Origin of the sequence: Pseudomonas sp. BN505 (assembly GCF_029873175.1) — a bacterium.
In the GTDB taxonomy this organism is placed as follows: domain Bacteria; phylum Pseudomonadota; class Gammaproteobacteria; order Pseudomonadales; family Pseudomonadaceae; genus Aquipseudomonas; species Aquipseudomonas putida.
The window spans coordinates 497,900-510,772 of record NZ_SSOI01000067.1; the positions used below are offsets into that span (position 1 = coordinate 497,900).

At 61.0% G+C, this 12,873-nt stretch carries 8 protein-coding genes; 4 read left to right on the plus strand and 4 right to left on the minus strand.

Annotation, left to right across the window (positions count from 1 at the left end):
- Window positions 1-236: 236 nt before the first annotated feature.
- From ntrC to glnA, 3 genes are all read right to left on the minus strand, one after another.
- Entirely contained in the window at window positions 237-1,673 is a 1,437-nt protein-coding gene (gene ntrC / locus E8E78_RS24750) for a nitrogen regulation protein NR(I) (protein ID WP_016489594.1), read from the minus strand.
- Window positions 1,670-2,755: a nitrogen regulation protein NR(II) gene (glnL, locus tag E8E78_RS24755; protein WP_016489593.1), complete on the minus strand. Its 1,086-nt coding sequence runs from the start codon at window positions 2,753-2,755 to the stop codon at window positions 1,670-1,672. Before glnL ends, ntrC begins: the two co-directional genes overlap by 4 nt.
- A gap of 355 nt (window positions 2,756-3,110) precedes the next feature.
- Window positions 3,111-4,517, minus strand: coding sequence for a type I glutamate--ammonia ligase (gene glnA, locus E8E78_RS24760; protein ID WP_016489592.1), 1,407 nt, complete (start codon window positions 4,515-4,517; stop codon window positions 3,111-3,113).
- A gap of 470 nt (window positions 4,518-4,987) precedes the next feature.
- Between glnA and thiI the strand changes: the two genes are divergently transcribed.
- Together thiI and typA are read left to right on the plus strand one after the other, a co-directional pair.
- Complete coding sequence (gene thiI, locus E8E78_RS24765) at window positions 4,988-6,442, plus strand: tRNA uracil 4-sulfurtransferase ThiI (protein ID WP_016502014.1); 1,455 nt, start codon at window positions 4,988-4,990, stop codon at window positions 6,440-6,442.
- A 127-nt stretch (window positions 6,443-6,569) separates the two neighbouring features.
- Entirely contained in the window at window positions 6,570-8,393 is a 1,824-nt protein-coding gene (gene typA, locus E8E78_RS24770) for a translational GTPase TypA (protein WP_016502013.1), read from the plus strand.
- Window positions 8,394-8,577: 184 nt separating this feature from the next.
- Here typA and E8E78_RS24775 read toward each other — a convergent pair whose 3' ends face one another.
- Window positions 8,578-8,982 (minus strand): YkgJ family cysteine cluster protein, encoded by a 405-nt coding sequence (locus tag E8E78_RS24775; protein WP_003249225.1) that lies wholly within the window; start codon window positions 8,980-8,982, stop codon window positions 8,578-8,580.
- Between the two features lie 184 nt (window positions 8,983-9,166).
- Here E8E78_RS24775 and E8E78_RS24780 point away from each other — a divergent pair, with 184 nt between their 5' ends.
- Window positions 9,167-11,617, plus strand: a complete 2,451-nt coding sequence (locus E8E78_RS24780) for a glycogen/starch/alpha-glucan phosphorylase (protein ID WP_049274726.1) — start codon at window positions 9,167-9,169, stop codon at window positions 11,615-11,617.
- 245 nt (window positions 11,618-11,862) lie between these two features.
- Window positions 11,863-12,873, plus strand: coding sequence for a class 1 fructose-bisphosphatase (locus tag E8E78_RS24785; RefSeq protein ID WP_012274595.1), 1,011 nt, complete (start codon window positions 11,863-11,865; stop codon window positions 12,871-12,873).

Below are 12,873 nucleotides of genomic sequence, written 5' to 3' on the forward strand. Positions count from 1 at the left end.
GCCCGTGAATGTTGGGCTTTGAGGGGGATTTGGCCGGGTTTTGAGGGGGTTTGTGCCTTCCGGAGGTGCATTGGGCACAGGATCGGTGCATCGGGGCTGAAATAGCTGGGGCCGCTTTGCGGCCCTTTCGCGGCACAAGGCCGCTCCTAAAGGAGAACGCGAACCCCTGTAGGAGCGGCCTTGTGCCGCGAAAGGGCTGCAAAGCAGCCCCGGGAGATTACGGGTTTACCGATAAGTCAGTGCTCGTCCCCTTCCTCGTCATCCCCACCCGCCACATTCATGCCCAGCTCCTTGATCTTGCGCGTCAAGGTATTACGCCCCCAGCCCAGCAACAGCGCCGCATCCCGGCGCCGTCCTGCGGTGTGCTTGAGCGCCGTCTCGATCATGATCCGTTCAAAACTCGGCACCGCGCTGTCCAGCAGGTTCGACTGCCCGCGTGCCAGCGCCTGGTCGGCCCACTGGCGCAGGGCCTGCTCCCAGTTGGTGACCGGTGCGGCATCCTGTGGCAGGTTCAGCAGCTCGGGCGGCAGGTCGCCGATCAGCACCTCGCGGCTGGAGGCCATCACGGTGATCCAGCGGCAGGTGTTTTCCATTTGCCGCACGTTGCCTGGCCACGGCAGGTTGCGGATGAACTCTTCGGTTTCCGGCTTGAGGATCTTCGGCTCGACTGCCAGCTCTTGCGCGGCGCGGGCGAGGAAGTGGCGGGCGAGGGCAGGGATGTCCTCGCGGCGGTCGGCCAGCCGCGGAATGTGGATGCGGATCACGTTCAGGCGGTGGAACAAGTCCTCACGGAACTTGCCCGCCTGCACCAGCGACTCCAGGTTCTGGTGGGTCGCAGCGATGATGCGCACGTCGACCTTGACCGGCACATGGCCGCCAACGCGGTAGAACTCGCCATCGGCCAGCACCCGCAGCAGGCGGGTCTGGGTGTCGGCGGGCATGTCACCGATTTCGTCGAGGAACAAGGTGCCGCCATCCGCCTGTTCGAAGCGGCCCCGGCGCAGGTTGGCAGCACCGGTGAAAGCACCTTTCTCATGGCCGAACAGCTCGGACTCCATCAAATCCTTGGGGATGGCCGCCATGTTCAGGGCAATGAACGGCGACGCTGCACGCGGGCTGTGACGGTGCAAGGCGTGGGCGACCAGCTCTTTGCCGGTACCGGACTCGCCGTTGATCAGTACGGTGATGTTGGAATGGCTGAGGCGGCCGATGGCGCGGAACACCTCCTGCATCGCCGGGGCTTCGCCGATGATTTCCGGTGTGCGCGCCAGGTTCTGCGGCACATCCAGGCCTTGTTGCTCCTGGGCGTGCTGGTTGGCGCGCTTGACCAGCGAGACGGCTTCGTCCACATCGAACGGCTTGGGCAGGTACTCGAAAGCACCGCCCTGGTACGACGCCACGGCGCTGTCGAGGTCGGAATGGGCGGTCATGATGATGACCGGCAGGCGCGGGTGGTGCTCGCGGATCTGTGCCAGCAGGTCGAGGCCGCTGGCGCCCGGCATGCGGATATCGGAAATGATCACATCCGGCTGCTGGCGTGCCAGGCGGCCCATCACGCCATCTGCGCTGTCGAAGCTCTGGGTGGTCATGCCTTCTTGTTGCAGGGCTTTTTCCAGGACCCAGCGGATGGAGCGATCATCGTCGACGATCCATACGGTTTCACTTCGGCTCATGAGGCGGTGGCTCCTTGTTCCAGGGGCAGGTAGATCGAGAAGGCGGTGTGGCCTGCGTGGCTTTCACACTCGATCAGGCCCTGGTGCTGGCTGATGATGTTCTGGGTAATGGCCAGGCCCAGCCCGGTACCGTCCGGGCGGCCGCTGACCATGGGATAGAAGAGGGTGTCTTGCAGTTCCGGCGGAATGCCCGGGCCGTTATCGATGATCTCCACCCGCGCGACCAGGCGGTGGCGTACATGGCCGATGGTGAACTGGCGCAAGGCGCGGCTGCGCAGGGTGATGCGGCCCAGGCGCAGTTCGTTCTGCGAACTGATCGCCTGCATGGCATTGCGCACGATGTTGAGTACGGCCTGGATCATCTGCTCGCGGTCGATCAGCACGTCCGGCAGGCTTGGGTCGTAATCGCGCACCAAAGTGATGCAGCCCTGGCTTTCGGCATCGACCAGGCTGCAGACCCGCTCCAGCACTTCGTGGATGTTGGTCATGGCCAGCGACGGCAGCTTGTTCGAACCGAGCATGCGGTCGACCAGGTTGCGCAGGCGGTCGGCCTCTTCGATGATCACATTGGTGTAGTCGCGCAGGCCTTCCTCGGGTAGCTCGCGGGCCAGCAACTGGGCTGCGCCGCGAATGCCGCCGAGGGGGTTCTTGATTTCGTGGGCCAGGCCGCGCACCAGCATCTTGGTGGTTTCCTGCTTGCTCAGCTGGGCCTCTTCCTTGGTGATGCGCAGCAGCCGGTCGCGCGGGTGCACCTCCAGCAACAACAGGGTCTGGCCCTGGTTGAGGATGGGGGTTACCGCGTAGTCGACGGTAATGGTCTGCCCGGTCAGCGAGGTGAGCTGCGCTTCACGCTTGGTGAACGGGTGCGCCTGCTCCACCGCCTGGCGCAACGAACTGAGCGCTTCGGTCGATTCGGTAAACAGCTCGCTGATGAACTGCCCATGGCTACGTTGACCACTGACGGCCAGTAGCATTTCCGCGGCCGGATTCATGTACTCCAGGCGCAGCTCGGCGTTGAGCAGCAACGTGGCGGTAGTCAGGTTGTCCAGAAGCAGACGGTGCTGCGCATCGCTGATGGTCATAAGGCGTCGTTGACCTCTTTTGGCGCTTGCCTGGCACTTCTTTGGCCAGGTCCGGGCTCGGGGTGCATCTGCTGATGCCAGTCTCTCCACAGAAAAATGCAAGAAACAAACCAAAGCTCCGAAAAGAAGCGGGATTTGCCGATAAAGGCCTGGATCTGCGCAAATTCGGATCAGAATGTCTTGGTGAAACGTTTAATGTGAACCAGATTGGGGAGCAATTCGGGGCACTGCATTCAATATTGCACCAAGATAGAGCATAGCGTGAGTGGCGAGGGTTCTGCGTGGGGCGCAAACGAAAACGGCCTCCCGAAGGAGGCCGTCGTGATCATTTTACCGGCGCGAGGCGCCGATCAGATCAGCAGCTGTAGTACAGCTCGTATTCCAGCGGGTGCACGAAGGTACGGACCTTGATCTCTTCTTCCGACTTCAGCTCGATGAAGGCATCGATGAAGTCATCGGAGAACACGCCGCCCTTGGTCAGGAACGCACGGCCTTTGTCCAGCTCTTCCAGGGCTTCTTTCAGGCTGCCGCACACTTGCGGAATGTCCTTGGCCTCTTCTGGTGGCAGGTCGTACAGGTTCTTGTCGGCAGCATCGCCTGGGTGGATCTTGTTCTGGATGCCGTCCAGGCCAGCCATCAGCAGGGCCGCGAAGGCCAGGTACGGGTTGGCCGATGGGTCCGGGAAGCGTGCTTCGATACGGCGGGCTTTCGGGCTGCCGACGTAAGGAATACGGATCGAGGCGGAACGGTTGCGAGCCGAGTAGGCCAGCATTACCGGGGCTTCGAAGCCTGGGACCAGACGCTTGTAGGAGTTGGTCGACGGGTTGGTGAAACCGTTCAGGGCCTTACCGTGCTTGATGATACCGCCGATGAAGTACAGGGCGGTGTCGGACAGGCCGGCATAGCCTTCACCCGAGAAGGTGTTCTTGCCGTCTTTCCAGATCGACATGTGCACGTGCATGCCCGAGCCGTTGTCGCCGTAAAGTGGCTTCGGCATGAAGGTAGCGGTACGGCCGTAAGCGTCGGCAACGTTGTGCACGACGTATTTCAGGGCTTGTACTTCGTCAGCTTTCTTCACCAGGGTGTTGAACTTGACGCCGATTTCGTTCTGGCCGGCAGTCGCCACTTCGTGGTGGTGAACTTCAACGGTCTGGCCCATTTCTTCCAGTGCGTTGCACATGGCAGTACGGATTTCGTGGTCGTGGTCGAACGGCGGAACCGGGAAGTAGCCGCCTTTCACGCCTGGACGGTGGCCTTTGTTGCCGCCTTCCACGTCAGCGCCGGTCATCCACGAGCCTTGCTCGGAGAAGATCTTGAACATCGAACCGGAGATGTCCGAGTGGAACTTCACTTCGTCGAAGATGAAGAACTCTGGCTCCGGGCCTGCGAATACGGTGTCACCGATGCCGGTGCTCTTCAGGTACTCTTCGGCGCGCTTGGCGATCGCACGTGGGTCGCGATCGTAGCCCTGCATGCTCGACGGGTCGACGATGTCGCAGGTGATGATCAGGGTAGGTTCTTCGGTGAACGGGTCCAGGACGGCAGTGTCGTCAACCGGCATCAGGATCATGTCGGAAGCTTCGATGCCTTTCCAGCCAGCAATGGAGGAACCGTCGAACATCTTGCCGACTTCGAAGAAGTCTTCGTCCAGCGCATCACGCGACGGCATGGTCACGTGGTGCTGAATGCCTTTGGTGTCCGTGAAACGCAGATCAATCCACTTGACGTCATGATCTTTGATGAGTTGAACCGACTTCGACATGTTGTCCTCCGGAGGGTCTAGAGCGCGGTGGGCCGCTGCCCTGGAAAAAGGGTGTTGCCGGGCGCGGATAGTCGGCCAAGCTTACCTGCCTCACAAGGGAGCAAATTGCATGCCAGTGCCCGAAAATGGCGAGGGTAGGATAAAAGCAGGCGTTTGCGGGCATTTGGCGGCGGGTTGGCGGGGAAAAGTGCACCCTTACGATGCGGTTTTTGGCATCAACGCACCAATAGGGTGCATTGGTTGGGTTGGGTGCTTCCTTTAAGGGCCTCATCGCCGGCAAGCCGGCTCCCACAGAGAGGGCGCAGATCTTGAGGCCTGCCGAAGTCCTGTGGCAGCAGGCTTGCCGGCGATGAGGCCAGTACAGGCAATATAAATCCAACCTTCTGTACAAAAGTTGGTCAAATCCTGAGCAGTTTCCGCTATAATTCGCGCCCCACATTTTCGGCAGGCCCTGCGCGCGCTGTTAACCAATGAAACTTATCGTCAAAGTCTTCCCAGAAATCACCATCAAGAGCCGGCCGGTGCGCAAGCGCTTCATCCGCCAGCTCGCCAAGAACATCCGCAACGTGCTCAAGGACCTCGATCCTGAGCTCGCGGTCGATGGTGTCTGGGACAATCTCGAAGTGGTCACCCGCATCGAGGACGAAAAGGTCCAGCGCGAGATCATCGAGCGCCTCACCTGCACACCGGGTATCACCCACTTCCTGCAGGTTGAGGAATACCCGCTGGGTGACTTCGACGACATCGTTGCCAAGTGCAAGCACCACTTCGGCCACCTGCTGGCCGGCAAGCACTTCGCCGTGCGCTGCAAGCGCGGTGGCCACCATGACTTCACCTCGATGGACGTCGACCGTTACGTCGGCAGCCAGCTGCGCCAGCAGTGTGGCGCCGCCGGCATCGAGCTGAAGAAGCCTGAAGTTCTGGTGCGCATCGAAATCCGCAACCAGCGCCTGTACGTGATCCACAACCAGCACCAGGGCATCGGCGGCTACCCGCTGGGCGCCCTGGAGCAGACCCTGGTGCTGATGTCCGGTGGCTTCGACTCCACCGTGGCGGCCTACCAGATGATGCGCCGTGGCCTGATGACCCACTTCTGCTTCTTCAACCTCGGCGGCCGTGCCCACGAGCTGGGCGTGATGGAAGTGGCCCACTACCTGTGGAAGAAGTACGGCAGCAGCCAGCGCGTGCTGTTCATCAGCGTGCCGTTCGAAGAAGTGGTCGGCGAGATCCTCAACAAGGTCGATAACAGCTACATGGGCGTGACCCTCAAGCGCATGATGCTGCGCGGCGCCGCGCACATGGCTGACCGCCTGGAGATCGACGCCCTGGTAACTGGCGAGGCCATTTCCCAGGTGTCCAGCCAGACTCTGCCGAACCTGTCGATCATCGACTCGGCCACCGACAAGCTGGTGCTGCGCCCTTTGCTGGCCAGCCACAAGCAGGACATCATCGACCAGGCCAACGAAATCGGCACCGCCGACTTCGCCAAGCACATGCCAGAATACTGCGGCGTGATTTCGGTAAACCCGACCACTCACGCCAAGCGCCACCGCATGGAGCATGAAGAAAAGCAGTTCGACATGGCCGTGCTGGAGCGCGCCCTGGAGCGCGCCAAGCTGATCTCCATCGACCATGTGATCGACGAGCTGGGCAAGGATGTCGAAATCGAGGAAGTGGCCGAGGCACTGTCGGGCCAGATCGTCATCGACATTCGTCACCCCGATGCCCAGGAAGACGAACCCCTGGTGCTGGAAGGTATCGAAGTCCAGGCCATGCCGTTTTATGCCATCAACAGCAAGTTCAAGCATCTGGATCCGACGCGCCAGTACTTGCTGTATTGCGACAAGGGTGTGATGAGCCGTTTGCACGCACACCATCTGCTCAGTGAGGGACATGCCAATGTGCGTGTTTATCGTCCGACATAAGACGCCGGGGCTGTTTGGCGGCAGTATCCGCCATCGCCCTCCCGACCGCCGGGCCCGCTGAGCCTTAAACAGTACATATTGGCCGCCTACACTGGCGGCAACCGAATCCTCTGATCGAGATACACTTGTGATCGAAAATCTGCGTAACATCGCCATCATCGCCCACGTTGACCATGGTAAAACCACCCTGGTCGACAAACTCCTGCGTCAGTCCGGCACTCTGGAGCGTAACGAGCTCAACGACGAGCGCGTCATGGACTCCAACGACCAGGAAAAAGAGCGCGGTATTACCATTCTGGCGAAAAACACCGCCATCAACTGGAACGGCTACCACATCAACATCGTCGACACCCCCGGCCACGCCGACTTCGGTGGCGAGGTTGAGCGTGTAATGTCGATGGTCGACTCCGTGCTGCTGCTGGTCGACGCTCAAGACGGCCCTATGCCGCAAACCCGCTTCGTGACCAAGAAGGCCTTCGAAGCCGGCCTGAAGCCAATCGTCGTGATCAACAAGGTTGACCGTCCGGGCGCACGTCCTGACTGGGTTCTGGACCAGATCTTCGACCTGTTCGACAACCTCGGCGCTACCGACGAGCAGCTGGACTTCAAAGTGGTCTACGCCTCGGCCCTGAACGGCATTGCCGGTCTGGACCACACCGAAATGGGCGAAGACATGACTGCCCTGTACCAGGCTGTCATCGACCACGTTCCAGCGCCAGCTGTTGACCGTGACGGCCCGTTCCAGATGCAGATCTCCGCACTGGACTACAACAGCTTCCTGGGTGTTATCGGCGTTGGCCGTATTGCCCGTGGTCGCATCAAGCCGAACACGCCGGTTGTTGCCATCGACGCTGACGGCAAGAAGCGTAACGGCCGTATCCTCAAGCTGATGGGCCACCACGGCCTGCACCGCGTTGACGTTGAAGAAGCCCAGGCTGGCGACATCGTCTGCATCAGCGGTTTCGACGAGCTGTTCATCTCCGACACCCTGTGCGACCCGACTGCCGTTGAGGCGATGAAGCCGCTGACCGTTGACGAGCCAACCGTTTCGATGACCTTCCAGGTCAACGACTCGCCGTTCTGCGGCAAGGAAGGCAAGTTCGTCACCAGCCGTAACATCAAGGACCGTCTGGACAAAGAGCTGCTGTACAACGTTGCCCTGCGCGTTGAAGAAACCGATTCCCCAGACAAGTTCAAGGTCTCGGGTCGTGGCGAACTGCACCTGTCGGTACTGATCGAAACCATGCGTCGCGAAGGCTTCGAGCTGGCCCTGGGTCGCCCGGAAGTAATCATTCGTGAAGTAGACGGCGTCAAGCAAGAGCCGTTCGAGAACGTCACCATCGACATCCCTGAAGAAGCCCAGGGCAAGGTGATGGAAGAAATGGGTCTGCGTAAAGGCGACCTGACCAACATGGTTCCGGATGGCAAGGGCCGTGTCCGCCTGGAATACAACATCCCGGCGCGTGGTCTGATCGGTTTCCGTAACCAGTTCCTGACCCTGACCAACGGTGCAGGCATCCTGACCTCGATCTTCGACCGCTACGACGCGGTGAAGTCCGGCCACATGTCCGGCCGTCAGAACGGCGTACTGGTTTCGGTCGAAACCGGCAAGGCGCTGACCTACTCGCTGGAAACCCTGCAGGCGCGTGGCAAGCTGTTTGTCGAGCACGGTCAGGAGATCTACAACGGTCAGATCATCGGCCAGAACAGCCGCGACAACGACCTGGGCGTCAACCCTACCAAGGGCAAGAAGCTCGACAACATGCGTGCTTCGGGTAAAGACGAAGTCATCGCTCTGGTTCCGCCAGTTCGCTTCACCCTGGAACAGGCTCTGGAATACATCCAGGAAGACGAGCTGTGCGAAGTAACGCCGAAGTCCATCCGTCTTCGCAAGAAGATCCTGGACGAAAGCGAGCGTACCCGCGCTGCCAAGAAAGCCAAAAACAGCTAAGTTAGCTTTGGCTGAATGAAAACGCCCCCGGTCGAAAGGCCGGGGGCGTTTTTTTATGCCTTCAGGATTTGCGTTGGCCCCTTCGCGGGCTTGCCCGCTCCCACAGGTGCTGCACGGGTTCTGAATGTTGTGAAGAGCCTGTGGGCGCGGGCAAGCCTGCGAAGAGGCCCTTGAAGGCTGACGATCAGCGCCCGACTACCTTGGGCTTATAGGCGCAATACCCTGGCCGCGGCCCGACCTTGGGGTGGTTGCGGCAGGTATCCGGGCGCTTGTCATAAATGGTGCACAGCCGGCTCTTACGATCCAGGTACATGCAGTCATCGTTGCTCATCCGGGTCAGGGTGAAGATTCCCGACTTCTGGTTGAAGCGCTCGATGATGCCTTCTTTTTGCAGGCGCTTGGCCACGTTCTTCGGCGGCTCGTCTTTCTCGAACTCGTCTACCACGCCGATGCGGATCAGATCCTTGATCTTCACCTCCACCGGCAGGGTGCAGCAGGTCGAATGGCAGCCATGGCACATGTTGCTGGTATAGCGCTGCCAGGTCTCCAGGCGGTCGACTTCGGCCGCGGCGATCAGGGTCGTTTTCATCTTTATAGGGTGGATCACGGTCTTGGGGCGCGCGATGATACCGGAATTGTTCAATTTATGAACAACCTTTTGCCGGATTGGCAAAGTGGGCATGAAAACTGCGAACAGTAACTGTCACTCCCTGTCGAAGGGGCTAGTCTCATCAATCTCCCTCCGCTTTCGTCAACTTGCCAGAGGATGCCGCATGTCCCAGGAACCCGAAGCACGTGACGCCGAGGTGGCCGAATTTCGCGCCGCTGTACTGAACAAGCTGACCTACGCGGTCGGCAAGGACCCGGAGCATGCGTTCGACCACGACTGGTTCGAAGCCATTGCCCTGGCCGCTCGCGATCACATGGTCGACCACTGGATGGACCATACCCGTCTGGCCTACCGCCGTAGCCAGAAGCGGGTCTATTACCTTTCCCTCGAGTTCCTCATCGGGCGTTTGCTGTACGACAGCCTGAGCAACCTTGGGCTGCTGGACATCGCCCGTGATGCGCTGCAAGGGCTGGATGTGGACCTGGAGCGTATCCGCCTGCTCGAGCCCGACGCCGCGCTGGGCAATGGTGGCCTCGGACGGCTGGCGGCGTGCTTCATGGAAAGCATGTCCACCCTGGGCATCGCTGCCCATGGTTACGGCATCCGCTACGAGCATGGGTTGTTCCGGCAGGCCGTGGTCGATGGCTGGCAGCAGGAACAGACCGAGAACTGGCTGGACTTCGGTAACCCTTGGGAGTTCGAGCGTGCCGAGGTGATCTACCCGATCAGCTTCGGCGGTAGTGTCGAAACCGTGAACGACGCTAGTGGTACCCAGCGCCAGGTCTGGTCGCCTGGCGAAACGGTGCGGGCGGTGGCCTACGACACGCCCGTGGTGGGCTGGCGTGGGTCCAGCGTCAATACCTTGCGCCTGTGGCGTGCACGGGCGCTGGAAGAGCTGCACCTGGAGCGCTTCAATGCCGGTGACCACCTGGGGGCGGTGGCCGAAGTGGCGCGGGCCGAGAGTATTTCCCGCGTGCTGTACCCGGCCGACAGCACCGAGGCCGGGCAGGAACTGCGCCTGCGCCAGGAGTACTTCTTCGTGTCGGCTTCGTTGCAGGATTTGCTGCGCCGGCACCTGAACATGCACAAGGACTTGCTCAACCTGCCCGACGCAGCCGCCATCCAGCTCAACGACACGCACCCGTCGATTGCCGTGGCAGAGCTGATGCGGCTGCTGGTGGACCAGCACGAGGTGCCGTGGGACAAGGCCTGGGAGCTGACCGTTGGCACGCTCGCCTACACCAACCACACCCTGCTGCCCGAAGCCCTGGAAACCTGGCCGGTAGCCCTGATGGAGCGCATGCTGCCGCGGCACATGCAGATCATCTACCTGATCAACGCCTACCATATCGACGCATTGCGGGCCAAAGGCATGCACGATTTCGACGTGCTGCGCGCGGTGTCGCTGATCGAGGAAGACAACGGCCGTCGGGTGCGCATGGGTAACCTGGCGTTCCTCGGCTCGCACAGCGTCAACGGCGTGTCGGCGCTGCACAGCAAGCTGATGAAGAGCACTGTGTTCTCAGAGCTGCACAAGCTCTACCCGCAACGAATCAACAACAAGACCAACGGCATTACCTTCCGCCGCTGGCTGTACCAGTCCAACCCACTGCTGACCGAGATGCTGGTCGAAGCGCTCGGGCCGGGGCTCAAGGACGACCCTGAAGGGCTTCTGGATGGCCTTGTGCCATTTGCTGACAAGGCGGGCTTCCGCAAGCAGTTCGCCGCTCAGCGCCTGCACAGCAAGCGCGCCCTGGCCAGCATCATCCAGGACCGCATTGGTGTCACGGTGAACCCCGAGGCGCTGTTCGATGTGCAGGTCAAGCGGATCCACGAGTACAAGCGCCAGTTGCTCAACCTGCTGCACACCGTGGCACTGTACCAGGCCATACGCAACGACCCTGGCACCAACTGGGTGCCGCGGGTGAAGATCTTCGCCGGCAAGGCTGCGGCCAGCTACCACCAGGCCAAGCTGATCATCAAGCTGGCCAACGACATCGCCCGGGTGGTGAACAACGACCCGACCGTGCGCGGCCTGCTCAAGGTGGTGTTCCTGCCCAACTACAACGTCAGCCTGGCTGAAAGCATCATCCCGGCGGCAGACCTTTCCGAGCAGATTTCCACGGCCGGTTATGAAGCCTCCGGTACCAGCAACATGAAGTTCGGCCTGAACGGTGCGCTGACCATCGGCACCCTGGACGGTGCCAACGTGGAAATGTGCGAACAGGTAGGCGCCGACAACATGTTCATCTTCGGCCTGACCGCGCAGCAGGTCGAGGCGCGCAAGCGTGCCGGTGACTTTGGTGCCAATGCCGCCATTGCCGCTTCCAACCGCTTGAGCGACGTGCTGCAGGCCATTCGCAGCGGTGTGTTCTCGCCAGACGACCCTTCACGCTACGCCGGGTTGATCGACGGCCTGGTGGCCTACGACCGCTTCCTGGTGTGTGCCGACTTCGATGCCTACTGGGATGCCCAGCGGCGGGTCGAGGAACTGTGGCACACGCCGCAGGAGTGGTGGCGCATGGCGGTGTTGAACACGGCACGGATGGGCTGGTTCTCGTCGGACCGCACCATTCGCGAATATGCCACCGAGATCTGGAAGGCGTTGGATTGAGGTGAGGCCGTTCGCTGGCACGCCCGCTCCCACAGGTGTCTCGCAAGCTTCAAGGCTTGCGCTGTGCCTGTGGAAGCGGGCGTGCCCGCGAACGGGCGCATTACCGGACCACCGGCCTGGCGAAGGCTGAACTAGCGACCTATTGTGCCGTCTGAGAGCCGTGGCGAGTCTCATTGCTCGCTAGCCCGCCACTCTCCCTGTAAACTGCGGGGGTTTTTACTCCCCCAATCCTTTCGGAGCCATACATGTCCCGCGTTACCCTGAGTCGCTATCTGATTGAGCAGACCCGCAGCAACAATACCCCTGCCGATCTGCGCTTCCTGATCGAAGTGGTGGCGCGTGCGTGCAAGGAAATCAGCCATCACGTGTCCAAGGGCGCCCTCGGCGGCGTGCTGGGCAGCATGGGCACTGAAAACGTGCAGGGCGAAGTCCAGAAGAAGCTGGACGTGATTTCCAACGATATCCTGCTGGAAGCCAACGAATGGGGCGGCCACCTGGCCGGCATGGCTTCCGAAGAAATGGACAACGCCTACCAGATCCCGGGCAAGTACCCGAAAGGCGCGTACCTGCTGGTCTTCGACCCACTGGACGGTTCGTCGAACATCGACGTCAACGTCTCGGTCGGCACCATCTTCTCGGTGCTGCGTTGCCCTAACCAGTACCTGAGCCAGAACGAAAGCCTGAACGAAGAAGCTTTCCTGCAGCCAGGCACCGAGCAGGTCGCCGCCGGTTACGCCATCTACGGCCCGCAGACCATGCTGATCCTGACCCTGGGCAACGGCGTCAAGGGCTTCACCCTGGACCGCGAACTGGGCAGCTTCGTCCTGACCCACGAAAACATCCAGGTACCGGCTACCACCGCCGAGTTCGCCATCAACATGTCCAACCAGCGTCACTGGGAAGCCCCGGTACAACGCTACGTGGGCGAACTGCTGGCCGGCGAAACCGGCCCGCTGAAAAAGAACTACAACATGCGCTGGATCGCCTCGATGGTGGCCGACGTGCACCGCATCCTGACCCGTGGCGGCCTGTTCATGTACCCACGTGACGCCCGCGAGCCAAGCAAGCCAGGCAAGCTGCGCCTGATGTACGAAGCCAACCCGATGTCGTTCATCATCGAACAGGCAGGCGGCGCCTCTACCAACGGTTACGATCGCATCCTCGACATCAAGCCAGAAAGCCTGCACCAGCGCGTGTCGGTGATCCTTGGCTCGAAGGAAGAGGTAGAGCGCGTCACCGCCTACCACAAGGAGTAA

Coding starts and splice junctions, on each gene's coding strand:
- E8E78_RS24775 (WP_003249225.1), bottom strand. CDS start 8,982: ATGAAAACGACCCTGATCGCCGCGGCCGAAGTCGACCGCCTGGAGACC.
- glnL (WP_016489593.1), bottom strand. CDS start 2,755: ATGACCATCAGCGATGCGCAGCACCGTCTGCTTCTGGACAACCTGACT.
- E8E78_RS24780 (WP_049274726.1), top strand. CDS start 9,167: ATGTCCCAGGAACCCGAAGCACGTGACGCCGAGGTGGCCGAATTTCGC.
- E8E78_RS24785 (WP_012274595.1), top strand. CDS start 11,863: ATGTCCCGCGTTACCCTGAGTCGCTATCTGATTGAGCAGACCCGCAGC.
- thiI (WP_016502014.1), top strand. CDS start 4,988: ATGAAACTTATCGTCAAAGTCTTCCCAGAAATCACCATCAAGAGCCGG.
- ntrC (WP_016489594.1), bottom strand. CDS start 1,673: ATGAGCCGAAGTGAAACCGTATGGATCGTCGACGATGATCGCTCCATC.
- glnA (WP_016489592.1), bottom strand. CDS start 4,517: ATGTCGAAGTCGGTTCAACTCATCAAAGATCATGACGTCAAGTGGATT.